Here is a 25,988-nt window from a genome sequence, read left to right on the forward strand (position 1 = left end):
AGATCTTCCGTAGCTGGCCGCTCCCTATTTATGCATGTCTTATATCTCAATAAAGCCTGATTCAGGCTACAGAAAGCAGGTACGCCTTATGGGAGAAGCGGACAACAGAACCAAAGCTTATGACGTAGATGAGCATCCCTTCGAGCTGCGGCATGAGGTCAAACGCTTGAATGCGAGGCTCGACAAGATCGCCGACTCACTGGAGAAATCCGAGTTCAAGGATATCCTGGAGAACTATACAGACCCCAAGAAGCGGATTATCACCAATCTGATGGCCGGGATCTCCAGAGGCCTGGGCCTCTCACTCGGTACCTTTGTCATTCTTGGTATCCTTGGCTATATCCTCAGTTTGTTTCTCAATGTACCGGTTATCGGGGAATATCTTGGAGAAATCAAAAAGTATATAGATGCTAACTAAACACATTTCCCGCGCATCCCTCCTGCAGCCTACTCTACCGTGAATAGACTGCAGGAGGGATGTTGCTCTTTAACCCCACAAAGTGGGGCTCTAGCGTAGGTGATGACTCAGGTACTTGGCGGGGACCCCAAAACATATAAATTCTTATCTACCCAAAAAAGGGCAGGCTCTATCCCTTACGGGATGGAACCTGCCCTGATAAATATAATGACCTTGATCCTTAATAGGATGAATTAGCCATGATCTGCTTCAGCTTCTCAGTGGCCCGCTTCTGGATGCGGGATACGCTCATCTGCGAGACACCCAGCTTCTGGGCAATGGCCCGCTGGGATTGGCCATCCTGGAAGGCCAGCAGCAGCACCTGCTGCTCCTGCTCCTTCAGTTGTCCGAGCGCCTGCTGGAGATCCATACGCTTCTCCACTGTCTCGTAGTCATTCGCATCGGAGCTGATCAATTCACCGAGTGTTGCCCCACTCTCTTCCTGGGAGAGCGGTGAATCCAGGGAGACATAATGATAACATTCTCTGCCGGCCAGTACTTCCACAGTTTCCTCTACGGTGAGATCCAGATAGTGGGCAATCTCTTCAACCGCCGGAGAACGTTCGAGCCGAATGGTCAATTCATCAATGGCCTGCTGAACAAGCGCGCCCTTTTCCTTAATCCGCCGTGGAACCTGTATGTACCAGGATTTATCACGCAGGTAGTTTTTCATATGTCCAATCATGCTCTTCATCGCATACGGCTCGAAGGGAATCCCCAAGCTGATGTCGTATTGCGCCAGCAGCCGGATCAGCGCCATTTGCCCTACCTGATACAGATCCTCATAGAGATCCGGACGGTTACGGGCAATTTTGCCGGCTGCCATCTTTACCATAGGTTCATATTTGCGGATGAGCACTGTTGCGATTTCATTGTCTTTCGTCTGCTGGTATTCCCAGATCAGGCTTACTGCTTCATTCATGGACTCTGGGGGAGTCACTTTGTCATTCATACTTTCTCCTCGCTGAAATTGAGCCGTTTAGTCAGGGTAACGACTGTCCCTTTCCCTGATTCGCTAACAACGCTAACGTCATCCATCAGCGCCTGCATTAGATAGAAGCCCAGTCCGCCCACTTGAACATCATTCAGCTCCTTGTCATGAAGCGTCAGACGTTCCCCGGACGCATCCAAACCGTCAAAGCTCTCCCCCTCATCTTTGACAGTAATGGATAAGACACTTGATCCTACCTCAAAGATTACATCAACCATACCGTCCGCTTGCCCATAGGCATAGAGCACGGAGTTATTACATGCTTCCGAGACGGCTACCTTCATATCTTCAATGTCTTCATAAGTAAAACCCATTTTGGAGGCAATGCCGTATAAATTAAGTCTGACAATATCGACATATTCTGCACTGGCGGGTAACTGAAGAACTACTCTTTGTATGTCATCACTCATTCTTAGTTCGATCCTTTCCTAGTGGGAATTCTCTTGGGAGGCAAAAAACTTGGAAATGCCGGTCATGTCAAAAAGCTTCTGTATTTGCGGGGGAACTTCAGCAACGGTGAACTTGACGTCCATTCCATGTCTTGCTTTGAGGATCGACAACAGGATTCCGATACCGGTGCTGTCAATATACTTCAGATCCTTCAGATTAATCACGAGATCAAGCCCCGTGTCTCCCACTAGCGGTTCCATCACCAGACGAAAGTCAGGCGCCACAGACAGATCGAGTTCACCTGTCAGATAAACAGTACATACCGAACCAACGGTTTCGGTCTTTGCGTGAAACTTTTCGCTTTTATGTGTATTCATAGACAACTCTCCTGGTTAAATGTTTTCTTTACCAATAACCCTAATAGCCTAGGGTTGAAACAACAAATAGACAAGACGGCACTGGTAAATCATGGGTCATGCGTTGAAAAGCGAAGTGTTCCGCGCGGTTGCGGGGTTATCTCTGCCTGAATATCTGGAGATCATCTGTTTGATGCTGCTTAGCTTGAGCGGCTTGCTGATGTAGCCGTCCATTCCGGCAGCGGTGCAGCGGTCCTGAATCCCCTCCATCACATTCGCAGTCATCGCAATGATCACCGTCTTGTCAGGCGAACCGCTGCTCTCCTCTCGAATCAGGGAAGTGGCTTCAAGACCATCCATCACAGGCATCTGCAGGTCCATGAAGATAAAATCGTACTCGGATTGCCGGGCCAGTTCTACAGCCTGGTTCCCGTCCTCAGCAACATCGGCACAATATCCGAGCTTATCCAGCATGCTGACCATAAGGCGCTGATTAATCGGATGGTCATCTACGACCAGCACTTTGCTCCGGCTTGCTTCATCTACCTCGTCCGCTGTACCGTCCTCTTCCCGGCAGCCGCCTTCCAGCTCTTCCTCCGGCACGGCAACCTGGATAGTGAATACAAAGGTAGCCCCCTTCTCTTCCATCGACTCTACACGGATATCTCCGCCCATCATGCCCACGAGGGACTTGCAGATGGCGAGGCCGAGGCCTGTGCCTCCGTATTTACGCGTCATGGAGGAATCAAGCTGGGAGAAGGGCTGGAACAGCCGGTCACATTTCTCCGGTGAAATTCCAATGCCTGTATCCTTAACGGTAAATTCTATTACCAGCTTATTATCCGCTGAAGGCAGAAGGGAAGCAACTAAATAAACGCCGCCCTGGTTGGTAAATTTCACCGCATTGGATACGAGATTGATCAGCACCTGGCGCAGCCGGGCCATATCTCCATAAATCAGCCGCGGCAGCTTCTGGTCGATGAAATAGGCCAGCTCCAGATTTTTTTTGCCGGCTTCCGCCGAGAACAGACTAAATACCTCCTGAACGGTGGTATGCAGCTCGAATAATTGCTCTTCCATTTCCATTTTGCCCGATTCCATCTTAGTGAAATCAAGGATATCGTTAATCACGGTTATTAGTGTGTCCGCACTTTTACGGATAATCTCTGTATATTCCTTCTGCTCAGGAGCAAGCTGGGTCTCCATCAAAAGATCAATCATGCCCACTACGCCATTCATCGGCGTGCGGATCTCATGACTCATCATCGCCAGAAATTCGGTCTTGGCCTTAGCCGCGATCTCCGCCTCTTCCTTGGCTTTGATCAGTTCACCGTTCATGCGCTCAAGCTCCAGCGTCTTCTGCTGCAGCTGCATCGCCTGAATCTGCTGCTTCTTGCTGGTCAGATGCATATTCACAAAGCCTTCAATCTTCGACTTCAGAATCTGCGGGATAAACGGTTTGACCATATAATCAATAGCGCCGGCAGAGTACCCTGCGAAGAGATGCTCCGACTCCCTGCTGTTGGCAGAGATGAAGATGATCGGAATATCCTTGGTTTTCTCCCTGGCTTTGATTAACTTGGCGGTTTCGATCCCGTCCATACCCGGCATCTGAACGTCCAGAACAATCACGGCGAATTCATATTTCAATAAGCACCGCAGTGCTTCTTCTCCAGAATTGGCTTTGACAAGCTTGTAATGCTGACTCTCAAGGACAGCTTCGAGTGCCAGCAAATTCTCGGGACGGTCGTCAACCAGCAGTATATGAATCGGTTCCTGAACCCCCATAGGTCCCTCCTTACCCGCTATTTATTTTTGCGGTATATTTTCTCTACCCGGTCCAGAGGCTCATAGCTGTCACTGTAGCGTGTGAAATGAATAGATTCCTTGGAACCGAGGACCAGCACTCCGAACCGGCTGAGGCTCTCATGGAACAAGCCATGCACATGATCGCGGAGCTCGTCGTTGAAGTAGATCATTACATTCCGGCACAGGATCACATTGAATTCGTTGAAGGAAGTGTCCGTTGCCAGATTATGCTCTGCAAAAATGATGTTCTTGCGTAAATACGGCTGCAGAATCACTGAGTTATATTTCGCTGTATAGTATTCCGAGAAGACGCCCGTGCCTCCGGCCTCAAGGTAGTTCTTGGTGTATTGCTTCATCTTGCCGATCTCGTACACGCCTTCTTTGGCCTGCTGCAAGGAACGGGCGTTCATGTCCGTGGCATAAATTCTAGCCTTGTCATATAATCCTTCCTCATGCAGCATAATTGCCATTGAGTAGACCTCTTCGCCTGTCGAGCAGCCGGCATGCCAGATCCGGATATAAGGATAGGTCCGCAGGAGCGGAATGACCTTCTGACGGAAGGTCAGGAAGAGTCCGGGATCACGGAACATCTCTGTCACAGGGATCGAGAGACTATACACGAACCGCTCGAAGCAGGCACGGTCATGCAACACCTTTTCCTGCAGGGCAGAAATAGTAGGTAAGCTCTCCGCATGGACATGATGCCAGATGCGCCGCTTCAAGGAAGGCAGGGCATAATTCCTGAAATCATATCCATACAAACGGTGTACTCCGTTCAGAAGCAGCTCAATCTCAATCTGTTCAAGCTCCTGCTTGCTCTCCGGCGGATTCCCCTGACCCTCATATCCGTGCTCCATCGCTGCCATTGTCATCAATACTCCCTTGCCTGCGCCTTATTTCCGTACTTGGTTTGAACCTGCTGTATAGCTATTACCCCGAAATCACCCTTACGAATACAACCAGACGCGCATTAACGAAAGAAGCTGATCCGTACTGATCGGTTTCTTCATATAATCGGAGGCTCCGGCTTCAATACACTTGGCCCGGTCCTCCTTCATAGCCTTGGCTGTGAGGGCGATAATCGGCAATTTCTGGTACTGCGGCATCTGCCGGATGCGGCGCATAGCTTCATATCCGTCCATCTCCGGCATCATCATATCCATCAGCACCAGATCATAATCACTCTGTTCGACAAGCATGTCGATGGCCTCGCGGCCGTTCTCGGCAAATTTCACTTCCATGTGATAGCCTTCGAGCACGCTGGAGAGGGCAAAGACGTTGCGTATGTCATCATCGACGAGCAGTATTTTTTTGCCTTCAAACAGTTCCTCTTTATTGTGCAGCTTTTGCAGGATTTTACGCTTATCCTCCGGCAGATTTGCTTCTACCCGGTGCATGAACAGCGTTGTCTCATCCAAAAGCCGTTCCGGCGAGCGGACATCCTTGATAATAATGGATTCCGCATATTTGCGCAGCTTGGTCTCTTCCTTGCTGTCCAGATCCTTGCCGGTATAAATAATAATCGGCAGATCGTTCAGCTCCTCATCGTCGCGGATCTGATCCAGCAGCTCGAAGCCGGTCATATCATCCAGCATCAGATCAAGCACCATACAGTCATATCTCTGCTTGTGCAGCTCATTCAGCGCCTCTTGGCCTGAAGACACCGCCGTAATCACTACATCGTCATGTCCGATAAGCTCCTCGATGGAACGGCGCTGAATATCGTCATCCTCGACAATCAAGAGATGCTTCATCGTGCTGGCGGTGTAATTCTCAATCTGCGAGAAGGCCCGGTCCAGTGCTTCACGGGAGGACGGCTTTCTGAGGTAGGCCATCGCTCCCATCATGAGCCCCTGCTTCATCTCATCATTCACAGAGATTACATGCACGGGAATATGGCGTGTCTGGGAGTCGCTCTTGAGCTCTCTCAGAATCGACCAGCCGTCCAAGACAGGCAACTGGATGTCGAGGATGATCGCGTCCGGCAGCAGGGTCTTGGCCATCTGCAGGCCGATATCACCCTGCAGGGCTACCAGCCCCTTGAAGCCGCGTCCGCGGGCCATGCCCAGCAATATCTTGGCAAAGCTCTCATCGTCCTCAATAATCAGCAGCACCTTGTCGCCGCTGGCAAGGGATTCCCGGTCATCTTCCACAACTGCAGGCTTAGCAGGTGTAGGCGTGATGTCCCCTGCCTTATCCCATGAAAGTTCCTCCCGGAACTCCTCAAGCTGCAAGGGCTCCCCGGCAGGAGCGGCTTCAACCGCTCCCGGCAGCAGGCTAAAGTTCCCCTGAACCGGCAAATACAGTGTAAATACGCTGCCTTGCCCTTCACGGGACTCCAGTCCGATGGCCCCGCCCATCAGGCGGGCTAATTCGCGGCTGATCGACAGGCCAAGCCCCGTGCCGCCATATTTGCGGCTCGTCGTACCGTCAACCTGCTGGAACGCCTCAAAGACGATATCCATCTTATCTGACGGGATGCCGATCCCGCTGTCTTTGACGGATATGGCAATATAATCATATTCATGCGGCAGATAGGCAGGCAGCCGCTTGACGTCCGCACGGCTAACAGAGAACACTACATACCCTTCGCTCGTGAATTTGAAGGCATTGGACAGCAGGTTACGCAGGATTTGCTTCAGTCTGTGACTGTCGCTATATACACTGTCCGGAAGCGGCTCGTCAAAGGACAGGCGCAGCGACAGCCCCTTCTGCGCAGCCAGCGGAGCAAAGTTCTGCTTCACGAAGGTCTTCAGCTCGACGAGCGGAATTTCTTCATGATTCAACTCCATTTTGCCGGCATCGACCTTGGACAGATCGAGAATCTCATCAATCATTTTAAGCAAATCTGCACCTGACATATAGATGGTATGGGCGAATTCGACCTGCTTCTCGCTCAGATTGCCTTCCTTGTTCTCCGTAAGAAGCTGGGAGAGAATGAGCAGGCTGTTCAGCGGAGTACGCAGCTCATGGGACATATTGGCCAGAAACTCGGATTTGTATTTACTGGTTACTGCAAGCTGCATAGCCTGCTTCTCCAGCTGCATACGGGCATGTTCAATCTCATCCTTCTTCTCTTCAACCTCTTGCACCTGATCCTGCAGGGCACGTGTCTTGGAGACCAGCTCTGTATTGTAATGCTCCAGCTCCTCCTGCTGGCGCTGCAGCAGCTCCTCTGAACGCTTCAGAGCATCCGTCTGCTCCTCCAGATTCTCGTTAGAGCGGCGCAGCTCCTCCTGCTGGGTCTGCAGCTCCTCCGACTGGCATTGCAGCTCTTCCGTGAGCGCCTGCGATTCGCGCAGCAATTCCTCAACCACAAGCCTGCGGCTGATGTTGTTCAGAATAATCCCCAGATTATTGGAGAGCTGATGCAGCAGTTCATTCTGCAGCACCGAGAATGGTGTGAAGGAAGCGAATTCCACAACACCCAGAACCTCATCCTCGAATAAAAGAGGGTGGATCGATATATAACTTGGATGCGACTCCCCGAATCCCGAAGACACTGAGATATAGTTGTCAGGCGCCTCCGTCAGCTTGATCGGCAGCTTATCCAACGCGCTCTGTCCGACCAGTCCCTGACCGATCTCGAAGCTCTCCCTGGGCGTAACCCCCTCCTCACCGGCATAAAAAGCGCTGCTGACCAGCAGGTTCGGATTATCCTGGCTCTTCAGATAGACGGCACCATACTGCGCTCCAAGCACAGGCGTGAACTCACTGATGAAGGTCTGGGCTACCTGATCCAGTGAGCTGACGCCGCGCAGCAGCTCCGTAATTCGGGCAATATTGGCATTCAGCCAGGCCTGATCGCTCTGTGCCTGGGCATAGGATCTCTCGAGCTGCTGCTTCTGCTCAATATCCTCGGCCATCCGCTGGAATACCCGGGCCACATCGCCGATCTCATCTTTCGACTTCACCTTGATCCGGCGGATCGCCCGCATTTTACCGTTGCCGAAGCTGGTAATCATCATGGAGACGACACTTAGGCCGCGCGTGATGCTCGGTATCACCCACAGAATGACACCCAGCCCGAGCAGCAGCCCTAAGACCATGATCAGGGTTACCATCTGAATCGATCTGCTCGAAGCCTCTTGGGCGTTAGCAGTCTCCTCCGTCATCCGGAAGGCATTGTAATCAGACAACGTATTCAGGCTGTTCAGCACCTCGTTCTGAATATCCTGTCCTTCTGCATTGCGGTACGTGTTGGCATTCTGAAAGTATCCGGCACTCAGCATCTCCAGAACCTTGTCCTGATACTTCAGATAGCCGGAATAGGCATTCTCAATCCGGGATAACATCTGCAATTCCTCTGCCGTCTTCAGCGAGGCCTTAATATTCTCCAGATGCTCCGCAGACTTCAGGACCTTGCTGTCAATTTCCGCCTTCTGCGCTTCCAGGGTTACAGTATCGGCATTAAGCATGGAAGTGGTCAGTATCCGTGCCATGTCGTTCACTTCCCCGCGAAGTCCCGAAGAAGCACGGCCTTTGCTATATCTCTCCTGGTAGCTGTCCAGCTGATTGCTCATATAATGGAGCCTGTCATACCCGATCAGGGTAAGCGCCAGCATAATCGCCAGCATGGCACTGAATCCGATCAGCAGCTTAGCCTTAATCTTCATTCCTTATCGGTTCCTTTCTTCAGCGAGATCCACACCAGGCATTTATCGTCATCACGTTCCGAATTAACCGGCTCGCTCAGGAAGGCAGCGCGCACCAGGTCTTCCTGCCAGTCATGAGTGGCATTCAAATGCCCGATCATGAATTTCAGCTGCTCTTCCTGCTCGCCCTCCACCATCTCCATGAGGCCGTCCGTGAACAGCACCAGATGACCCTCGTCTTCGTAGCTGAGGCTCTGCTGCTGGATATCGATCCGGTCAAACAGCCCGACAGGGTGGCCGTTGCTCTCAAGCAGTACAGGCGTCTTGGCCTCCCCTTCAAAAAACAGCGCCGGCGGATGCCCGGCATTCACATAATTAATCCGCTTCATGCGGGTATCAATGACAAGATAGATCGCCGTGAAATAATACTGAACCAGCTGCTTCTCAATATATAGCTGATTAAAGCGTCTGTTAAGCTCCTGAATAACCTTCTCCGGTTCCACATAGGTCGTTACGGTATCCTTCAGGACCGAGGCAAGGAACATGGTAAACAAAGAAGACGAGATGCCGTGGCCCATCATATCCAGCAGGATGACCGCATAACGCCCGTCTCCCAGCGGATACCAGGCATACAGATCCCCGGCCAGCTCGAAGGAAGGCTGGTAAATCGCATGTACCTCCAGGGTCTCCTCAGCAAGGGGCAGACTGAGTACCGCATTCTGCACCAGGGCAGCCAGCTTCAATTCATCCTGTATCCGCTGGTCCCGCTCCTTATGCCAGTCCTTCTCGCGCTTCAGCCGCAGTGCGAGGCGGATACGGGCCATCAGCTCCACCTTGTTAATCGGCTTCGTAACATAATCCACCGCTCCGGCATCCAGCGCCTCTGCGAGCTTCTTGGAGTCACCTACAGCCGTAACCATAATAATAGGAATATCCTTCAGATGCTCATATTGCTGGACCACCCGGCAGGCTTCAATTCCGTCCATTTCCGGCATCATCATATCCAGCAGAATCAGATCCACATCGGACGGCCGGGGCTCTTCCCCCACACCGACGCCCAGCAGCTTCAGCATATCTTTGGCGGACGAAGCCGTTATGAAATTCCGGTAATCTTCCTTCTTGAGGATCTCACGGATAATAATTACATTGGTAGGATTGTCGTCTACGATTAATATTCTCAAGCTTCCTCACCTCACGCGAATATTGTGTTAAGGCCCTAACCCGCAGCTCTGTAATTCTATCATACGATATTTACACGGCCTGTTACCAACCAGCTAGATATTGGCATAAAGCAGGTCCCGGCTTCAACAAAGTAACCTCCAGCTCCACTAACGTCTAGTGGGACTGGAGGTTACGCTATTGTACTATTAAGTAAGGTCAGCGAAGCCGACCCGCGATTATTGTGGGTTTCTTTTGGCAATGACCAGAACCTTGCCTGTATCAAGCTCTTTCTCGTAAAATGCCGCCTCCGCTGCGCTGAAGCCCAGTGAAGTCATCTTGAAGCGTAAAGCGTCGCCGCGCGAACGGAATAGGTTGGCAATGGCACCGAACAGCCCTTCTTCACTCAGCCCCACTTCATTAGTATCTGCGGCGTCCACGATACGCCCTTCGCGGTCTTCATCGTGACTGATCACATAAAGATCCTCTCTGGTGTAGCCGCTGCTACGGAGCCGATTCACTTCTTCGATCGCCTGAACGCCATTCTCCAGGAGCTTGGCATAAGCCTGTGTACCTGTTGAATCCATGAGATCACTCTCCTTCATAATGAATAAGGGCCCAGCCACCGGATGGATGACTGAGCATTCATTAACCCAAATCGCCGCGCTTGAAACAGCTTCAGAAGGAATACGCGTCGAATAAATCCAGTCCGGCCCATTCGCCGCTCTCCGTATTGCGGTAGATCTTGAGCGCAGCCTCTCCTCTAATATAAACATCCCCATCCTCAGCTTCAAAATCAGGCGCTCCCAGCATATCCTGCACGTTCATGGCCTGCGGATTAAGCATCCGTCCATTGAGGCTCAGACCATATTGTCCGGCCTGGGAAGGCGAAGCATGAACATACAGGACAACACCGCTGCATACCCCCGCCGAGCTATCGGCATACTGATATTCAAGACACCCGGCCCAAGGATCTTCAACAATCTGCTGAGGGGTTCCCTTGATCTGCAGCAGCTCCTCTTCCGTCATATATAAGCTAATGCCGGACAAGGAGTCGAAGCTGCTTATGTAGAGATCGGCAGCTGCACTATGCTCGAAGGCGAATATTACCGGCAGCTGTGCAGCGGTACCGGGAGCGGGAGAAACAGTCTCATCCTGCGGCGGTGCAGATATGAAGGGAGCAAGCAGACTAAGCAAGAGAATAACCATTTTCATAGGGTTCCCGCCTTTCATGAGCTGGTATTGCCCCGTCCTGAGCCCCGCCGTATTTCATTCCATCGTATTAATGGCGGAATTTCTGCCAGATTGCAGCGGCTGCATCCACGCCTTTGAGGGCTGAGGCTATCTTGCCCTTGGATTTGCTTGAACTCACTGCCTCATAGGATTGCACGGTTCTCTCCTCGGCCGGTGTTAACGGGGCTTCTGCGATGGATACCGATTTTGCCTTATCCTTCAGTTCACGTGATTTACGGAATTTCTCAATTACCGTTACAGATACCTGCTTCACGGTCAATGTCAGCTCGTTCATGACATCGCCCAGATTCTTTACAGAATCCACGATCGGGTCAATCTTCTGAATTTTACCCTGCACATCCGCTGTGATGTCATTGGCATGCCGGACTGTTGTTTTGACTTCATAGGTAAGCTCATCAATAGTCTTCTGAACCTCCTGCAGAGTCTGGCTGACCTTGTCGAGCGATTCCTTCGCTGACTTCAAGGTTTTGATTAAAAAGAATACGAGTACTGCGAATGCGATAGCAGCCAGTGCTACGCTAAGTTCAATGATCATTGTAGATAACCCCTTCCGAGTGTGTAAATTATCGGTTTGCACTGTCTGATACTGCATAGTTACCCTTACAGAATTGGGCCGAAACAAAGGTCAAGCCCCTGGAATCCTCTTCCTTTCCTCCCTGTTTCAAATGGATACGCCCCGTTTAAACAATGACTACATCAACGCACAGAAAGGATGACATCTCATGCTAAGATGGTCAATAATTCTGCTGGTAGTCGCCCTGATCGCCGGTATCTTCGGATTCTTCAATATTGTGGCGGCGGCTGTCGGCATCGCCAAAGTATTGTTCTACATCTTCCTGGTCCTCTTCGTGGTCTCACTCTTTATGGGCCGCAGGGGACGATCTATGTAGGCAAGCACGCCGTTAGCTGACTGCCGGACAGGCAGTGCTGCAGGCCCGGAGGCCTCCGCCAGGAGATCTCCGGGCCTTTTGCTGTTCCCGCCAGTCTTATGTAGTGTTGAAATGGGCTTCATTCCCCTTCAAAAAGTATAGGCCTTTCCGCTCAGGTTGTCATCCGTGATTCAGTCCGTAATGAGGCGTTCCCCGCTAAGGCCGGACAAGAAAAATAAAATTTATTGATGCCGCTGGTTCATTCAATGCAATTTATGTTTACATCCTTATTAGCACAGCATGAACATAGAACATCTCACCATCATACCTAGGAGGAATCATCGATGAAAAAATTAGCCAGTTTAACAGTAGCAATGGGTCTTATGGCTTCCTTGGCAGCAACAGCTTCCGCAGCTGAGGTAGTAACAGGAACAACAGAAACTACCAAAACCACTTCTTCCGATGCAGTAACTACTGTAACCGGAGTAACTTACCTGAATCCGGCAGACCCTATTATCACCCAGGCTGATATTAAGCCGGCAACACCTCAGATCATTCTGACCAAACTCACAGCATTCCATCTTTCTGCGGGAAGCACAACTGCTATTGGCTGGTTGGGTGCACAGACTGTTGATACTACTGGTGTGATCACGAAAGACGCTATGGGCAACGAATGGAGAGAAATCTACACTTGGCTGGGTAAAGCCTGGATCAAGGTTCCTGCCTCTGCATACGTAATCAATCCATAAGCGATTCGACATATAGGAGTCATAGCTGCTCCACTCATATGCTGCAGCTATGACTCAACGGATGTACCTAACAAGGCACGTGGACGCCAATCCAAACGGCCTTTTTTTGCGTCTGATGGATGCTAAATTCCCCCACCAAAACATATAAAAAGGGTTATCCCTCCAGTAGAATCTTCTACTGGAGGGATAACCCCGCCATACACCCGCTTGTAGTTCACCCGTCACAAACTTGTACTGCCTGTCGCTTCTTGCTGTCCTAGCTGTATATATTAGCGGATGACCGAGCCTCCGTACAGGAAACGGTTCATCCAAGAAGCGCTAAGATTATCCACTCTTACACCGCCGGAGCTTACTGAATAGGTATGCAGCAGCTTCCCGTCACCCAAATACATGGCGACATGCGTAATTCTTGCCGTAGATTTGTTGATTCCGGCATAAGCAGAGGGAGAAGTTCCTTTATAATCCATGAAGAACATCAAATCGCCCCGCTTCAAGCCGGATACATCCGTAACTGCACCACTGTTCTGCTTCACCCAGTCCCCTTGCTGCCGGGAATCGGCAGGCAGCTTCAAGTTCGCTGCATCCATGAAGATCTGGCGGATGAAATCAGAGCAATCGAAGGTACTTGTATTATTGCGGTCAGAGCCGTATTCATATGGCGTTCCCAGATAGCCCATGCCCGCTGATATCACTCGTTCAATCACAGCAGTCTGCCCGGCTGTAGGTACAGGTGCAGGTGTTGGTGTTGGAACAGGTGCCGGCACCGGTGTCTGAACAGGTGCAGGTGTTGGAGCTGGAGTGACTGGAGCAGACGGCGATGAAGCGCCCGCTGTAATATATTGATCGGATGAGCTTGTATAACCCACCGTCCCGTTTGCCGTTCTTATTTTGTACCAATAGCTGTTGGTCTCTTCAAGAATGGTTACCTGGTCATTCTTATAGAGATATCCAACCACTTGCCCGCTGGTTGCAGGGGTCTCTCTTACACGGACCGTGGCCTGAATCACCGCTGTCCGGGATGCAGGTGCGGAAGCTGTACCTACCCGGATATAGGAATCCCCCGAGCTCATATACCCCACAATTCCCTCTGCCGTTCTTACTTTGTACCAGTAACTGTTCGCAGCTTCCAGAATAACAACCTGGTCGCCTTTATTCAGATATTTCAATACCGTGCTGCTGGTAGACGGATCTGTACGCAGCCGTACCGAAGCTTCAATGATGCCTGTCTGTCCAGCGGACGCCGCAAGCGTTGTAATCGAAGAATCGGTTGCAGCGAAAGCCTGCCCGGGACTGAACACTCCCAAGGATAATGCCAGTGATGCGGAAACCCATAACGATGCTGTAATTTTCTTGCGTGATACGATCATAGCGTTCCCCCGCTTAGCGTATTAAGAAAATCAACAACGGCGCGCGCTACGTTTGTTGCTTTCTGCCCTCATTATAGGCTGGCCCGGGATTTGGAACATGCTCCAAATTTCACAAAAAACCTTTCCATCTTATGGTAACATACAGGTCTATAGTCTCGATTTCTCCTTGGATTTGGTGGAAATTACAGATAACTAGGAGAAATCATGGAATGTTAATCCTTGGGCTCCACGTGAACTTGCACATGCATGATGTTGTGCAGCTTGGTCATCCGTTCTTCAATCGAGTCGCTGATCTCATGCCCTTCCATGACTGTCATGCGGGCATTCACCTCTACGACTACATCCACCAGCACATGATTGCCGTGTACACGGGCCTTCAGATCCTTGATGCCCTCTACGCCCGGTGTCCGGGCAATGGTGCTGCGCAGGTCCAGCAGCTTATCTTCGTCAAAGCCGTCCGTCAGCCGGTACGTGGAATCGCGGAAAATATCCCAGGCGGTCTTAATAATCAGCAAGCCGACTCCGATGGCAGCCGCGGAATCGATCCACGGCAGTCCGAACTGTGCCCCTACAATCCCTACAGCTGCACCTACGCTTACGATAGCATCCGAGAAATTATCCTTGGCAGCAGCCATCAGAGCATGATTATTGATCCGCTTCGCCAAACGCTTGTTATATATATATACCCCCATCATCGCTACCGCACACACCAGCGCCACTCCGGCCGACCAGAGCTGCGGTACAGCCTTGCTTCCCTCAAACAAAGAGCGTACCGCTTCCACTATAACCTGGATGCCCACCAACGCCATAATGAAAGAAGCCATCAGCGCGGCAACCGTCTCGGCCCGGAAATGTCCGTAGGTATGATCGGAATCCGGCGGCTTCCGCGAGATGCGCAGCCCGATCAGCACCGCCAGCGAGGCCACAATATCGGTTAAATTGTTGAATCCGTCCGCCAGGAGCGCACTGGAAGCGAACAAGTAGCCGCAGATCAGCTTGAAGGCAGACAGAACCAGATAAGCAGCAATGCTGACCATCGCACCCTTTTCACCCTTGCGTATATCCTCATAAATATCGGTCATTTCTGTCGCCCCTCCCATCCTTTGCCGCATAATTACAGGAAAACTTTCTTTGAGTTATTCTTGCCCTTGTAGCAGCATTTAAAAACAATTAGAATAAGGAATAAGGACTTGCTGCCTAAGGGGGTAACATAATGAGCGAGAACAATGAGAAACCAAAAATTAATTTGGCTGATGCGATCCGCCAGAAGCTGGAGCAGAAAAAACAGCATGCTTCAGGAAAACCGGGTTCAACCTTCCAGGCCGGCTCCGCGAAGCCGCTGAAAAGCCAGAATAACAAGAAGCCTAACAATCAGCGCCGCCGGACTGGCGGTTCCTAGACTTCTAGGTTGTTGTATATGGTGAACATAAACGGCTGCGTAATCCCTCCGGGGACGACGCAGCCGTTTGTATATGAACTCATAACTGTTCATTCTGCCTATATCTAGTTCTTAAGCTTCTACAGGGTACATCCGGGCACGCATTTCCTTGATCTCCGGGTTCTCCAGATACTCGTCATAGCTCATCGTACGGTCAATAATTCCAGCCGGAGTAATCTCGATAATGCGGTTGGCAATCGTCTGGATGAACTGATGGTCATGGGAGGTGAACAGGATCGTGCCGTCAAAGTCGATCAGTCCGTTATTGAGCGCGGTGATCGATTCCAGGTCCAAGTGATTGGTAGGCTCATCGAATACCAGCACGTTGGCTCCGTTCAGCATCATCTTGGCCAGCATACAGCGGACCTTCTCGCCCCCGGACAATACGCTTGCCTTCTTCAGTGCTTCTTCGCCGGCGAACAGCATCCGGCCCAGGAAGCCGCGCAGGAAGGTCTCGTCCTGATCCTTGGAGTATTGGCGCAGCCATTCCACCAGGTTCATATTCACCCCGTCGAAGTAGCTGGAATTATCCTTAGGGAAATATGCCTGGGTAGTTGTCACTCCCCAAGTGTACTCACCCGCATCTGCTTCCTTCTCGCCCATAATGACATCGAACAGCAGGGATTTAGGCTGGGAATGCGGTCCTACAAAAGCGATCTTATCCCCTTTGTTGACTACAAAGCTGATTTCATCCAGTACCTTCTCGCCGTCCACTGCCTTGGTCAGGCCGCTGATCGTAAGCAGCTGCTTGCCGGCTTCACGCTCCGGCTTGAAGTTCAGGAACGGATATTTACGGTTGGACGGACGGATGTCATCCAGGGTAATCTTCTCGAGCTGCTTCTTACGGGAAGTCGCCTGCTTCGATTTCGAGGCGTTCGCCGAGAAGCGCTGAATGAAGGCTTGCAGCTCCTTCATCTTGTCTTCCTTCTTCTTGTTGGCATCGCGCTGCAGCGCCTGGGCCAATTGGCTGGACTCATACCAGAAGTCGTAGTTGCCGACATACATCTGGATTTTGCCGAAATCGATATCCGCAATATGCGTACAGACCTTGTTCAGGAAGTGACGGTCATGGGATACCACGATAACGGTGCCTTCGTAGTCCATAAGGAAATTCTCCAGCCAGCCAATCGATTCAAGATCCAAATGGTTGGTAGGCTCATCGAGCAGCAGGTTGTTCGGACGTCCGAACAGGGCCTGGGCCAGCAGGACCCGCACCTTCTCGTTGCCGCTGAGTTCGGCCATTTTCTTGTCGTGCATCTCACGCATGATCCCAAGACCGATCAGCATGGCGGCTGCGTCAGGCTCGGCGTCCCAGCCGTTCAGCTCCGCGAATTCGCCTTCCAGCTCACCGGCACGAAGTCCGTCCGCTTCGGTGAAGTCGCTCTTTGCGTACAGGGCGTCCTTTTCCTTCATAATTTCATACAGGCGGGTATGACCCATGATTACGGTCTCCAGCACCTGGAACTCGTCATACTCGAAATGGTTCTGTTTCAGTACGGCCAGACGTTCACCGGGTGTGATGTGCACATCGCCGATGTTCGCTTCGATCTCTCCGGACAGAATCTTTAGGAAGGTCGATTTGCCGGCGCCGTTCGCGCCAATCAGACCGTAGCAGTTGCCGGGTGTGAATTTTATGTTTACATCCTCAAATAGTGCGCGTTTTCCGTAGCGGAGTGTTATACCGCTTGTGCTAATCATTAAGCATTACCATCCTTTTCACATAGGTTCCGGCTCATTATAGCATAAAATCAAGCAAAATGGCCCTTATTACGGCTCTTATTTAAGTAGAAGTGTTTAATACAAGCCTTGTATGGGCTATTGCCCAGCCGGGCGTTCCTCGGGCTGGACGACCAGCGTCTCCCCGTACCCGAGGGTACGGATACGCTCCTCGCCAAGCCCCTGCGCCACCCTCGCCTGCTCCATCCGGTCCAGCGCTTCGCGGGCGGTATCATCGGCCAGCCTGAAGGTGCCGAAGTGCATCGGAATCATCAGCTCGGCCCCTACATCAAGGAAGGCCTGCACCGCCTCCTCGGGATTCACATGCTGGGAGTTCATGAACCATTCAGGCTCATAAGCGCCAATTGGCATCAGCGCAACATGCAGCTTGAAGCGTCTGCCGATCTCCTTGAAGCCCGGGAAGAAGCCGCTGTCTCCGGCAAAATAGAGGTTCGGCGGAAGCAGCTTATGCTGCGCCTTACCCTCCTCCCCCTCCGGGTGCTTCTGCGGGTCTGCCGGCTGAAGCACATAACCGCCCCAGTGCGAGGAATTCGTATCGAACGGCGTTCTCCGCGTCCAGTGCTGAGTCGGGACAAACGTCAGCTTGACAGCGCCCAGCGTAATCTCCTGCCACCACTGCATTTCCCGGCAGTTCGGGAAGCCTTTGCGGAGCATTTTGCGCTTAAGTCCGGCAGGCACGACAATGGTTGTTCCTGCCCGGTACAGCTTGCGGATGGACGCGATATGCAGGTGATCGTAGTGGGAATGAGAGATCAGGATCAGATCGATGGGCGGAATATCCGCGAGCGGAATGCCCGGCTGACCGATCCGCTTCTCGAAGCCCAGCCGCCGCGCCCAGATCGGGTCGGTGATGATATTAAGCCCTTCGTATTGCAGAAAAAAAGTCGAGTGCCCGATCCACGTGATCGTCGTCTCCAGCCGGTTCCCGGCCAGATAGTCGAGCCGCGGCGGATGATTCGGCACCTTATAGGTGTAATCCTTCTTCTTCCGGCGGCGTTCCTCGCGCCATTGGCGGAATTCCTTAAGTGTTTTATCGGTGCTTACATTGTCGATGTTGTTATAACGTATTCTGGCCATAGCAAGAACCACTCCTTATAGCTGATTTGCCATTTCTGTTGCCGGGCGGCAAACCACATATCTTAACTATAGGGTTCCGCAGAATCATTTGCAAAATTACAGGGCCCTGCGGGACGCTCATTACAAATTGTACCCAAATGGCTAAAGGGGAAACGTCCGGGCATCAGTTGTCAGGGATCAGGCGGATTTAACGGGCGGTATGGGGCAGCAGGAGGCGGTATCAGGCGGTATCAGGCGGCATAAGGAAGGATGAAATCCTGCACGAATTGCAACATTCCCTCCCTATCTCAGCCTCACACCCAAGATTGTTGCATATATATCAGCATTTCTACCCCACCGTGCGGTCTTAGTGGGATATTTCCTGCATTCCATGCAACATTCCCTCAACAACCCGCTTATTTAAGAAGTTAAAATTGCAAATTGTGCAACATTCCCGTTTGAGTTGCTAATTCAACAATATTTTAAATTTAAGCGGGTTCGCGTCCGCCCCTTTGTATTCACTTGCTTAAATGAGGTAAAATGCGGGTAAAGCAAACGGTGCTTATGCTACTTAGAAGAGGAGCTGACATATGAAGATTACATTTATTGAACCGACACCGAGTCCAAATACCATGAAGCTTCATCTCGATGAAAGCCTTGCACCCGGTATCCGCCGGACCTATACCCCGGAGACCCGGCGCTCCGCCCCTTCCTGGGCGCAGGAGATGCTGGAGATTCCAGGCGTTACGAGTATTTATCATGCCGCTGACTTCGCCGCGCTGGAGCGCAAAGGCAGTGCGGACTGGGCTGCAATTCTGCGCGAGGTCCAGAACCGCTTCGGAGCGGACGGCCTCAGCGCGGAATATAGTCTTGGCGATGAGAATGACGGAGCCCACTTCGGGGAGTCCCAGGTGTTCGTGCAGATGTTCCGCGGCATCCCGATCCAGATCCGCGTCAAGACCGGCGCGAAGGAGGAGCGCATCGCCCTCTCCAGCCGCTTCACCCAGGCGGTGACCGATGTGGCCAGCGCCGTGATGATCAAGGAGCGCAAGCTCAGCGATTACGGCGTACGCTACGGTGAGCCGCCGGAGATTGCCCGCGAGGTCGAGCAGGAGCTGGAGGCGGCGTATCCGCAGGAACGCCTCGACTCCCTTGTGCAGCAGGCCATCGCGCACGGGGCTGCCGGCGAGTTCGTCGAGCAGCGGCACAAGAAAGAGCAGGCCGAGCTGCTGCGGGACCTGCACGATGCGGATTGGCGCGTGCGCTATGCCGCGCTGGAGGATCTGGCGCCGGGCGAGCAGCTCCTGCCGGAGCTGCGGGCGGCGCTGCACGACCCCAAGCTGCAGATCCGCAGATTGGCGGTCGTGTACCTGGGCGATATCCGCACGCCAGGTGCGATGGAGCTGCTCTATGAGGCGATGAAGGACAGCGCCCCGGCCGTGCGGCGCACAGCCGGGGACACGCTCTCCGACATCGGCGACCCGGCGGCGACGCCGGTGATGACGGCGTCGCTGAGTGATGCCAGCAAGCTGGTGCGCTGGCGGGCGGCACGCTTCCTCTACGAAGTCGGGACCGCCGAGGCCCAGGACGCGCTGAGCGTGGCTGCCGAAGACCCCGAATTCGAGGTAGGTCTCCAGGCCAAGATGGCGCTGGAGCGAATTCTGTCCGGCGAGGAAGCAGCGGGCACTGTCTGGCAGCAGATGTCAGAGCGCCGGCGGAGCTGACGTGAACCTGCCGTATTTTGTCATTGCCTGAGAAGCCGGTATGCCTTATACTGATTCCTGTTGTTCATATCGTTCAAAGATAGCCTCATCATACCTAGGATGAGGTAGAGGTCGCGGATAAGAAGAGTAAGCGCGTGGAGATGCCTAAGAGCCATCAGTGATACGCGCCCAAAGGAATATCCGCCGAAATCGTAACTGCTGCTCTTAGTCCGCAGCTACGATTGGGGCCGTTTGCCGAAAGGCGCGGAACTGTCACTGTGTATTGCCGCCTGTCAGGAGACTGCGGGAGCTGCACTGTGTTGCGCTATCTTAACAGGGAGTATGATGCGGAGCCTATAATCAGGAAACCGCAGCGTCCGTCTGCGGTTTTTTTGCGTGCAGCATGCCGGGAAGAAGACACCGGCACATGCAGGCAGCGGCACTCCCCCTGTGAACAGAACTATCAATCTAAAGGGAGTGTCTTATTCATGCAAGCACAGCAGCCTAAACGGCCGGCAGTACAGGCGGGCAACGCCAATACGCCGGGCCTGCGCAAATCCTTCAAAGCAAGACATCTGACCATGATCGCCCTCGGCGGCTCGATCGGAACCGGACTGTTCCTCGCCAGCGGCGGGGCCATCGCCTCCTCCGGTCCGGGCGGAGCACTGCTCGCCTACACGGCCGTCGGCATTATGGTCTATTTTCTGATGACCAGCCTTGGGGAGCTGGCAACCTATCTGCCCGATTCCGGTTCCTTCAGCACCTACGGTACACGGTTCGTCAGTCCCGCCTTCGGCTTCGCTATCGGCTGGAACTTCTGGTACAACTGGGCAGTAACCATTGCAGCTGAACTGTCAGCGGCCACCGTTATCATTAAGTACTGGTTCCCGGACAGTCCTTCGTTCCTGTGGAGCCTGCTCTTCCTGGCGCTCATGTTCGGCCTGAACTTCCTGTCTGCGCGGGGGTACGGCGAGTCGGAATACTGGTTCGCCATTATCAAGATTATTACGGTGGTCGTCTTCCTGACGGTCGGCGTCCTGATGATCTTCGGGATTCTGGGCGGCAAGGCGGTGGGCTTCAGCAACTTCCAGCTCGGAGGCAGCTCGTTCCATGGCGGCTTCTTCGCCTTCGTGGGGGTCTTCATGGCCGCCGGGTTCTCCTTCCAGGGAACAGAGCTGGTCGGCGTAGCCGCCGGAGAGAGCGAGAATCCGCGCCGCAACGTGCCGATCGCGATCCGCCAGGTGTTCTGGCGCATCCTGATCTTCTATATTTTCGCCATTGCCGTCATCGGTATGCTGATTCCTTATACGAATCCCGATCTGCTCCGCGGCGGTATTGATGATATCGGCGTCAGCCCGTTCACCATCGTCTTCAACAAAGCAGGGCTGGCGATTGCCGCCTCGGTCATGAATGCCGTGATTCTCAGCTCCGTGCTGTCTGCCGGGAACTCCGGGATGTACGCCTCCACCCGTGTCCTGTACGCCATGGCCAAGGATGGAATGGCACCGCGCGCGCTCGGCAAGCTGAACCGCAGAGGTGTTCCTGTAGGCGCATTGCTCGTAACTACCGCTGTCGGCATGCTCGCCTTCCTTGCCTCCTTCTTCGGAGACGGCGCGGTGTACAATTGGCTGCTTAACGCTTCCGGGATGTGCGGCTTCATCAACTGGCTCGGAATTGCCGTCTGCCATTACCGTTTCCGCCGGGCCTTCGTGAAGCAGGGCCATTCGCTGGAGGAGCTGCCTTACCGGGCAAGATGGTTCCCGTTCGGTCCGCTGTTTGCCTTCGCTCTGTGTATGGTTGCCGTATTCGGCCAGAACATGGGCGCCTTCACAGGCGCGAAGATCGACTGGTACGGCATACTGGTCTCCTATGTCAGTGTGCCGCTGTTCCTGCTGATCTGGCTGGGCTATGGCTGGTTCCGTAAGAGCAGCCTTATCCCGCTGGAGAAGTGTGATCTGAGCACCCACGCAGACTGATTCATTGCAGCAGCATATAAATTCTTATCTTTCAGCAAAAGACCGGTTTTGATCCCGCAAAAGTGGGCCAAAACCGGTCTTTTATATATTGCTAGTACCTTATCAGATTTAAAATAGTGGATCAGACGCAAGTCCCCTTCAAATAACATCTTTTTTCCAAGCGGGCCTTGTTCTTCAGGGCGTTTGGCTTAGCGTAACGGACTGAGGTGCGCTTATTTGGGAAGAAAGTCGCCTATTGGGCGAGTAACGGACTCCACAGGCCTTATCCTTTGCACTTCAGCTCCGAAACGTCTCATAGAGAGACTCTAAGGTCGCCTGAGTCCGTTACACTGCAAAAAGTGGCGTTTTCGCGGGGATAAGATCTCTCCGGTCCGTTAGATTTTGGGTTGTAACTCTGACGCTTTACTAGCTTAAATTTGCTTCTATTCCTGAGGAATCCCTACTACTGCTGTTTATGCCCAGGTTGTGATCGTCTCAACCGGCAGACGGTAGGATGGATACCCCTCTTTGGCGGCTTTGCCTATCGAGATCAGCATGACCGGCTGGAACCGTTCTTTGTCCAGGCCGAATACTTCTGCAATATGCTCCTTGTCATAGCCGGCCATCGGGTTGGTATCGTATCCGTGGGCGCGGGCCACCAGCATTAACTGCATCGCTACAAGCCCCGAGTCAATCAGATTGACATCCCGCAATTCGGACGCGGAAATGTTCGCATAATAAGGCTTGACCTGCTGCAGCTGCATGTCCATCACCTCGCGGGGCATGTACCCGAGTTCTACAGCCTTGCCGAAAATTTCGTCAATATATTCAACGTTGTTCGTATCATAAAATACAGCAATCACAGCCGAGGAGGTGAGCGCCTGGGTCTGGTTGAAGGAGGCCAGCGGTGCCAGCTTCGCTTTGCCTTCAGCGCTGTCTATGACCAGGAAACGCCACGGCTGCATGTTAATCGCAGAGGGGGCGCGGGAAGCTTCCGCCAGAATCTCGGTCAGTTCCTCTCTGCTGATCTTCACCTCAGGATCATAGACTTTCACGGAACGGCGTTCCAGGACAATTTCATTGAAATCATTGGTTTTATGGTATTTCCCCATCATTGTGCTCATGTACATTTCTCTCCTTTTATATACGGAATGGTACGGATGAACGTGAACGTATCATCACTAGAAGAATTGTAAACTATAAAGTATACTTCATAGCAAGAACAATAAATGGGGGGATTGCCATGAAAACCAGTGAAGTTGCCAAAAAGGCTGACCTTCCGATATCAACCCTGCGCTACTATGAGAAAATAGGCCTGATTACGGAGGAGTACATCCTCAGAGAAGAGAATAATTACCGGAATTATGCCCCGGAGATTATTCCTTATCTTGAAGTCATAAAGAATAGCTTAGCTGTTGGATTCTCAATCCACGATATTAAATCGATGATCTCCAAGCAGGGAATATCGAAAGAGGAACAAAAACGGATCATTGCCGACAAAATTACGGAAATTGAAGCTGCGCAAAAAAACCTGGAGGCTTCCAAGCAGTCTCTTTACGAGCTTCTCGAAATGAATATTACCTGTGAGAACGGGTACGGAAAATACTAAAACCCCAGAGCTGTGCTCCAGGGAGTCGTATAAAGGCGCAGGGGCCGGGAGACGCTAACCTGTAATTCCAGTTCAAGGAGGCCTTTATGAAAAAAATATGGACAGTAGCCTTGTTGACGTTAGCCCTGGTCCTGAGCAGCCCGTTAAGCCGGAGCTCCGCTGCACCTGACTATGCCCGGTGGGGAACCATCGCCGTGAAGGAGACGCAGCAGAAATACAACGCCGAGATCATCGATTACAAGCACATCGGCCGGACCCAGATCAAGCCTAAGCTTGCAGAAGAGAAGTTCAAGCTGGTGGTCCGGAGCAAGGCAGGCCGGGAATTCGGCGTATTCGTGATGGTCCGCTTCAACCCTTCAACAAACAAGCTTCAGACCATCCAATTCCTGGAGACCAGGGCCTGAAGTGCACCCTGGCTGGTTCGCCGGGTAGCTGCACGCTTTTATTTCCAGGTCACATATACCTTAAGATCTCCTGTATTCTCGAACGGCGAACTGTTGAAGGCCAGGTTATTCAGTCCCAGCCCGTAGAGCACCTGCAGATCCTGCCTCAGCAGTTTGTCGCTTCCGCGATAGCGGAAGAGCAGCGACTGCTGTCCGGCCTCTGCCGCCTGCTTCGCAAGCTTCTCGAGCTGTTCTGCCGACGAAATCACCCGATTCTCCTCGTACAGCCAGTAATTGAGGTCCTTCTGCAGCGTCTTGTATGCCTCCACCCCCTGGCCCCCTTGATTGACCAGCTTAGTCAAGGTCTGGGCATAACTGGTGGAGGCCGCCGGATAGGACTTCGTCCAAGTGTGGTCAAGGCGCATCTGGGCATCGGTCCTCATATAATAGAGCGTGCTGATTCCGCCCTCCGGACTCGGGTCCGGGTCATCCCAGGTGGTGTCGAGATGATACCATGCCCCGTTCAGAAGTACCAGATTCCAGGCATGCGACTGGGTCACACCATCTGCCGCTCTGGCCGTCCCTTCCACAATTCTGTTCGGAATCCCCGCCCCCAGCAGCAGCTTATAGGTTAGCAGCGTATAGCCCTGGCAGACCGCACTCCCGGTCTGAAGTCCCTCATAAGCGGTGTATTTGCGGTGCGAGTGATCATATTCCAGATTCAGCACGACCCAGTCGTGGATCGCTTTTACCTTCTGGTGATTGTTCATCCCCGGTGTTATGATCTGCTGCAGAATAGCCTTCACCTGCTTGTTCACATAGGCCGTCTGCTGCAGCGTCTCCCGGTATTCCACCTGAACCGTCACATGAACAGCGCGCGTGCTTCCCCGGTAGGAGAAGGCATAGCTGTCAATAATATAATACAGGTACGGATCGCTCCCCATCGCCTGATTGATTGCCGTCTGGATCTCACTCTTCAGCTTGGCGGTCTTGCCCTGATAAGTGAAGGTAATCGTCTCTCTGCGGTTACTCATCGCTCCAGCCAGCTTCTGCGTCATTCCTTGTGTCGTCTGCACCACCGCCGAATCCGCTGCAGCATACGCATGCTCGTATCCCCAGTACGTCGCAGGCGGTAAAGCAGCAAACACAAGCATAAGTCCAACCGCCGTCTTCAACAGCGATCCCTGTCTCTTCCCCATACGATCCGCGCGCCTCCTATAATCTATATCATCGGCCATAGCCGTATACTTTATAGTAAATGCCAATATTGCCCTGATTACAACCCCGATCTGAAGAACGTGAACTTACACCAGTCATTCTTGTCCATTATATTCGGTGAAATAACACTTAAAGTGATTCATCTTGGTATCCTATCTTAGTAGAGCATCAGAATTAAACAAGTGATTTCATTCCTTAAAAACGGTAAGGTATAAGGCTGCGTTCGTAGCGGAAAACAGGGATAAGTGTAGTCTGTACAACTAAAAACAGTGAAACGGGTAGATTTCCTCTTCTAATTGTAGTCTGTACAACTAAATTTACCCGGATGGGCGAAAACCCAGGTATAGGGGCATTTTAATTGCACGAACTACATCTAAACGGAGATTTGGCGGCACATCGGACGATTTAGTTGTACGAATTACAATTAAGCATCCCCCTTGCTGCTATTAATATCGTCAGCTCTGTATCTTCTCTAGAAAAGCTTGAAATACTTTTTTTGTCGCTTCCCCTGAATTGGGGATTAACTCATAAATCCTCTGAAGAAGTGAAGGGTTTTTCAATATCAGTTTTTTACTTTCAGAACTAGTAAAACTTCTTAATGAATCAACACAGATTTCGAGTAGCTCTTCATCATCAGTATCTAGCAGTTTCAACAACATATTCAATTCATCCATGCTAGATTCATTATGCAAACAATAAGCTAATTTTCTTTGCCACTCTATCGGCTTATTTAACACTCCATTTGATAATTCCCCCCAATCTTGTGGGGAGAATTTTAGCAGCATCTCCTGTGCAATTAAAAAACCTTCATCATACCAATAATCATCCGTAAAATATCCTGAAAGATAGTCATCAAATTCTGTAAACATTAAAAATCTCCTTTGAATTAGATTA

25 protein-coding genes and 1 riboswitch are annotated in these 25,988 nt (G+C 52.0%); of the genes, 8 read left to right on the top strand and 17 right to left on the bottom strand.

All coding sequences use genetic code 11. The annotated features are described in order from the left end of the window. The first annotated feature begins 88 nt into the window (after nt 1-88). Nucleotides 89-418, top strand: a complete 330-nt coding sequence (locus tag MKY12_RS27080; RefSeq protein WP_036694977.1) for a DUF5665 domain-containing protein — start codon at nt 89-91, stop codon at nt 416-418. A gap of 220 nt (nt 419-638) precedes the next feature. On the opposite strand, the gene MKY12_RS27085 is transcribed toward MKY12_RS27080, so the two are convergent. The 10 genes from MKY12_RS27085 to MKY12_RS27130 all read right to left on the bottom strand — a co-directional run bounded on the left by MKY12_RS27085 (nt 639) and on the right by MKY12_RS27130 (nt 11,545). Then, entirely contained in the window at nt 639-1,409 is a 771-nt protein-coding gene (locus MKY12_RS27085; RefSeq protein WP_036730293.1) for a sigma-70 family RNA polymerase sigma factor, read from the bottom strand. Next, entirely contained in the window at nt 1,406-1,858 is a 453-nt protein-coding gene (gene rsbW, locus MKY12_RS27090; RefSeq protein ID WP_036730295.1) for an anti-sigma B factor RsbW, read from the bottom strand. The genes MKY12_RS27085 and rsbW overlap by 4 nt, the downstream gene beginning before the upstream one ends. Nucleotides 1,859-1,876: 18 nt before the next feature. After that, on the bottom strand, nt 1,877-2,215 hold the full coding sequence (locus tag MKY12_RS27095; protein WP_036730297.1) for an STAS domain-containing protein: 339 nt from the start codon (nt 2,213-2,215) through the stop codon (nt 1,877-1,879). 96 nt (nt 2,216-2,311) lie between these two features. Further along, nucleotides 2,312-3,982, bottom strand: a complete 1,671-nt coding sequence (locus tag MKY12_RS27100; protein ID WP_339251302.1) for a response regulator — start codon at nt 3,980-3,982, stop codon at nt 2,312-2,314. Nucleotides 3,983-3,999: 17 nt separating this feature from the next. Continuing rightward, nucleotides 4,000-4,860: a protein-glutamate O-methyltransferase CheR gene (locus tag MKY12_RS27105; RefSeq protein WP_235192022.1), complete on the bottom strand. Its 861-nt coding sequence runs from the start codon at nt 4,858-4,860 to the stop codon at nt 4,000-4,002. Between the two features lie 90 nt (nt 4,861-4,950). Beyond that, nucleotides 4,951-8,619, bottom strand: coding sequence for a response regulator (locus MKY12_RS27110; RefSeq protein ID WP_339311609.1), 3,669 nt, complete (start codon nt 8,617-8,619; stop codon nt 4,951-4,953). Further along, complete coding sequence (locus MKY12_RS27115) at nt 8,616-9,779, bottom strand: fused response regulator/phosphatase (protein ID WP_339251306.1); 1,164 nt, start codon at nt 9,777-9,779, stop codon at nt 8,616-8,618. Before MKY12_RS27115 ends, MKY12_RS27110 begins: the two co-directional genes overlap by 4 nt. Nucleotides 9,780-9,995: 216 nt before the next feature. After that, nucleotides 9,996-10,343, bottom strand: coding sequence for a general stress protein (locus MKY12_RS27120; RefSeq protein WP_036730305.1), 348 nt, complete (start codon nt 10,341-10,343; stop codon nt 9,996-9,998). A 91-nt stretch (nt 10,344-10,434) separates the two neighbouring features. Then, nucleotides 10,435-10,971, bottom strand: coding sequence for a hypothetical protein (locus MKY12_RS27125; RefSeq protein WP_339311610.1), 537 nt, complete (start codon nt 10,969-10,971; stop codon nt 10,435-10,437). Nucleotides 10,972-11,038: 67 nt separating this feature from the next. Continuing rightward, nucleotides 11,039-11,545 (bottom strand): DUF948 domain-containing protein, encoded by a 507-nt coding sequence (locus MKY12_RS27130; protein WP_036730309.1) that lies wholly within the window; start codon nt 11,543-11,545, stop codon nt 11,039-11,041. A gap of 187 nt (nt 11,546-11,732) precedes the next feature. Here MKY12_RS27130 and MKY12_RS27135 point away from each other — a divergent pair, with 187 nt between their 5' ends. Continuing rightward, nucleotides 11,733-11,900 (top strand): DUF1328 domain-containing protein, encoded by a 168-nt coding sequence (locus tag MKY12_RS27135; protein WP_036730311.1) that lies wholly within the window; start codon nt 11,733-11,735, stop codon nt 11,898-11,900. 323 nt (nt 11,901-12,223) lie between these two features. Continuing rightward, nucleotides 12,224-12,628, top strand: coding sequence for a hypothetical protein (locus MKY12_RS27140; protein ID WP_076080441.1), 405 nt, complete (start codon nt 12,224-12,226; stop codon nt 12,626-12,628). Between the two features lie 269 nt (nt 12,629-12,897). On the opposite strand, the gene MKY12_RS27145 is transcribed toward MKY12_RS27140, so the two are convergent. Continuing rightward, the gene (locus MKY12_RS27145) at nt 12,898-13,995 is read right to left on the bottom strand and encodes an SH3 domain-containing C40 family peptidase (RefSeq protein ID WP_339251312.1); all 1,098 of its coding nucleotides are present in this window, start codon (nt 13,993-13,995) and stop codon (nt 12,898-12,900) included. 212 nt (nt 13,996-14,207) lie between these two features. Beyond that, complete coding sequence (locus MKY12_RS27150; RefSeq protein WP_339251314.1) at nt 14,208-15,077, bottom strand: cation diffusion facilitator family transporter; 870 nt, start codon at nt 15,075-15,077, stop codon at nt 14,208-14,210. A 131-nt stretch (nt 15,078-15,208) separates the two neighbouring features. Here MKY12_RS27150 and MKY12_RS27155 point away from each other — a divergent pair, with 131 nt between their 5' ends. Continuing rightward, nucleotides 15,209-15,394, top strand: coding sequence for a hypothetical protein (locus MKY12_RS27155; protein WP_036694961.1), 186 nt, complete (start codon nt 15,209-15,211; stop codon nt 15,392-15,394). Between the two features lie 111 nt (nt 15,395-15,505). On the opposite strand, the gene MKY12_RS27160 is transcribed toward MKY12_RS27155, so the two are convergent. Beyond that, a complete protein-coding gene (locus MKY12_RS27160) occupies nt 15,506-17,131 on the bottom strand; it encodes an ATP-binding cassette domain-containing protein (protein ID WP_209876806.1) in 1,626 nt (541 codons plus the stop codon). 117 nt (nt 17,132-17,248) lie between these two features. Beyond that, on the bottom strand, nt 17,249-18,247 hold the full coding sequence (locus MKY12_RS27165; RefSeq protein WP_339251317.1) for an MBL fold metallo-hydrolase: 999 nt from the start codon (nt 18,245-18,247) through the stop codon (nt 17,249-17,251). A gap of 569 nt (nt 18,248-18,816) precedes the next feature. On the opposite strand from MKY12_RS27165, the gene MKY12_RS27170 reads away from it, so the two are divergent. After that, nucleotides 18,817-19,950 carry a virulence factor gene (locus tag MKY12_RS27170; RefSeq protein WP_339311611.1) on the top strand — a complete coding sequence of 378 codons (1,134 nt, stop codon included), beginning with the start codon at nt 18,817-18,819 and terminating at the stop codon, nt 19,948-19,950. A 97-nt stretch (nt 19,951-20,047) separates the two neighbouring features. After that, nucleotides 20,048-20,265: riboswitch (Lysine riboswitch) on the top strand. 152 nt (nt 20,266-20,417) lie between these two features. Further along, nucleotides 20,418-21,905 carry an amino acid permease gene (locus MKY12_RS27175; protein ID WP_339251321.1) on the top strand — a complete coding sequence of 496 codons (1,488 nt, stop codon included), beginning with the start codon at nt 20,418-20,420 and terminating at the stop codon, nt 21,903-21,905. A gap of 452 nt (nt 21,906-22,357) precedes the next feature. On the opposite strand, the gene MKY12_RS27180 is transcribed toward MKY12_RS27175, so the two are convergent. Beyond that, complete coding sequence (locus tag MKY12_RS27180; protein ID WP_155991646.1) at nt 22,358-23,008, bottom strand: nitroreductase family protein; 651 nt, start codon at nt 23,006-23,008, stop codon at nt 22,358-22,360. A 119-nt stretch (nt 23,009-23,127) separates the two neighbouring features. On the opposite strand from MKY12_RS27180, the gene MKY12_RS27185 reads away from it, so the two are divergent. Both MKY12_RS27185 and MKY12_RS27190 read left to right on the top strand, forming a co-directional pair. Next, nucleotides 23,128-23,493, top strand: coding sequence for a MerR family transcriptional regulator (locus MKY12_RS27185; RefSeq protein WP_339311612.1), 366 nt, complete (start codon nt 23,128-23,130; stop codon nt 23,491-23,493). 86 nt (nt 23,494-23,579) lie between these two features. Then, nucleotides 23,580-23,897 carry a DUF3889 domain-containing protein gene (locus MKY12_RS27190; RefSeq protein ID WP_339251325.1) on the top strand — a complete coding sequence of 106 codons (318 nt, stop codon included), beginning with the start codon at nt 23,580-23,582 and terminating at the stop codon, nt 23,895-23,897. A gap of 38 nt (nt 23,898-23,935) precedes the next feature. On the opposite strand, the gene MKY12_RS27195 is transcribed toward MKY12_RS27190, so the two are convergent. Both MKY12_RS27195 and MKY12_RS27200 read right to left on the bottom strand, forming a co-directional pair. Next, complete coding sequence (locus MKY12_RS27195; RefSeq protein WP_339311613.1) at nt 23,936-25,075, bottom strand: transglutaminase domain-containing protein; 1,140 nt, start codon at nt 25,073-25,075, stop codon at nt 23,936-23,938. Nucleotides 25,076-25,549: 474 nt separating this feature from the next. Continuing rightward, on the bottom strand, nt 25,550-25,963 hold the full coding sequence (locus MKY12_RS27200; RefSeq protein ID WP_209876795.1) for a hypothetical protein: 414 nt from the start codon (nt 25,961-25,963) through the stop codon (nt 25,550-25,552). Between the last annotated feature and the right edge of the window lie 25 nt (nt 25,964-25,988).

This window comes from Paenibacillus sp. FSL M7-0896 (assembly GCF_037975415.1).
Classification (GTDB): domain Bacteria; phylum Bacillota; class Bacilli; order Paenibacillales; family Paenibacillaceae; genus Paenibacillus_AQ; species Paenibacillus_AQ silagei.

What these genes read in the sequence shown, in the direction of transcription:
- MKY12_RS27120 (WP_036730305.1), bottom strand. Translation starts at nt 10,343, where the DNA reads ATGGATTCAACAGGTACACAGGCTTATGCCAAGCTCCTGGAGAATGGC.
- MKY12_RS27095 (WP_036730297.1), bottom strand. Translation starts at nt 2,215, where the DNA reads ATGAATACACATAAAAGCGAAAAGTTTCACGCAAAGACCGAAACCGTT.
- MKY12_RS27110 (WP_339311609.1), bottom strand. Translation starts at nt 8,619, where the DNA reads ATGAAGATTAAGGCTAAGCTGCTGATCGGATTCAGTGCCATGCTGGCG.
- MKY12_RS27140 (WP_076080441.1), top strand. Translation starts at nt 12,224, where the DNA reads ATGAAAAAATTAGCCAGTTTAACAGTAGCAATGGGTCTTATGGCTTCC.
- MKY12_RS27085 (WP_036730293.1), bottom strand. Translation starts at nt 1,409, where the DNA reads ATGAATGACAAAGTGACTCCCCCAGAGTCCATGAATGAAGCAGTAAGC.
- MKY12_RS27080 (WP_036694977.1), top strand. Translation starts at nt 89, where the DNA reads ATGGGAGAAGCGGACAACAGAACCAAAGCTTATGACGTAGATGAGCAT.
- MKY12_RS27180 (WP_155991646.1), bottom strand. Translation starts at nt 23,008, where the DNA reads ATGAGCACAATGATGGGGAAATACCATAAAACCAATGATTTCAATGAA.
- MKY12_RS27150 (WP_339251314.1), bottom strand. Translation starts at nt 15,077, where the DNA reads ATGACCGATATTTATGAGGATATACGCAAGGGTGAAAAGGGTGCGATG.
- MKY12_RS27165 (WP_339251317.1), bottom strand. Translation starts at nt 18,247, where the DNA reads ATGGCCAGAATACGTTATAACAACATCGACAATGTAAGCACCGATAAA.
- MKY12_RS27200 (WP_209876795.1), bottom strand. Translation starts at nt 25,963, where the DNA reads ATGTTTACAGAATTTGATGACTATCTTTCAGGATATTTTACGGATGAT.
- MKY12_RS27130 (WP_036730309.1), bottom strand. Translation starts at nt 11,545, where the DNA reads ATGATCATTGAACTTAGCGTAGCACTGGCTGCTATCGCATTCGCAGTA.
- MKY12_RS27125 (WP_339311610.1), bottom strand. Translation starts at nt 10,971, where the DNA reads ATGAAAATGGTTATTCTCTTGCTTAGTCTGCTTGCTCCCTTCATATCT.
- MKY12_RS27105 (WP_235192022.1), bottom strand. Translation starts at nt 4,860, where the DNA reads ATGGAGCACGGATATGAGGGTCAGGGGAATCCGCCGGAGAGCAAGCAG.
- MKY12_RS27185 (WP_339311612.1), top strand. Translation starts at nt 23,128, where the DNA reads ATGAAAACCAGTGAAGTTGCCAAAAAGGCTGACCTTCCGATATCAACC.
- MKY12_RS27190 (WP_339251325.1), top strand. Translation starts at nt 23,580, where the DNA reads ATGAAAAAAATATGGACAGTAGCCTTGTTGACGTTAGCCCTGGTCCTG.
- MKY12_RS27175 (WP_339251321.1), top strand. Translation starts at nt 20,418, where the DNA reads ATGCAAGCACAGCAGCCTAAACGGCCGGCAGTACAGGCGGGCAACGCC.
- MKY12_RS27155 (WP_036694961.1), top strand. Translation starts at nt 15,209, where the DNA reads ATGAGCGAGAACAATGAGAAACCAAAAATTAATTTGGCTGATGCGATC.
- MKY12_RS27170 (WP_339311611.1), top strand. Translation starts at nt 18,817, where the DNA reads ATGAAGATTACATTTATTGAACCGACACCGAGTCCAAATACCATGAAG.
- rsbW (WP_036730295.1), bottom strand. Translation starts at nt 1,858, where the DNA reads ATGAGTGATGACATACAAAGAGTAGTTCTTCAGTTACCCGCCAGTGCA.
- MKY12_RS27160 (WP_209876806.1), bottom strand. Translation starts at nt 17,131, where the DNA reads ATGATTAGCACAAGCGGTATAACACTCCGCTACGGAAAACGCGCACTA.
- MKY12_RS27145 (WP_339251312.1), bottom strand. Translation starts at nt 13,995, where the DNA reads ATGATCGTATCACGCAAGAAAATTACAGCATCGTTATGGGTTTCCGCA.
- MKY12_RS27135 (WP_036730311.1), top strand. Translation starts at nt 11,733, where the DNA reads ATGCTAAGATGGTCAATAATTCTGCTGGTAGTCGCCCTGATCGCCGGT.
- MKY12_RS27195 (WP_339311613.1), bottom strand. Translation starts at nt 25,075, where the DNA reads ATGGGGAAGAGACAGGGATCGCTGTTGAAGACGGCGGTTGGACTTATG.
- MKY12_RS27100 (WP_339251302.1), bottom strand. Translation starts at nt 3,982, where the DNA reads ATGGGGGTTCAGGAACCGATTCATATACTGCTGGTTGACGACCGTCCC.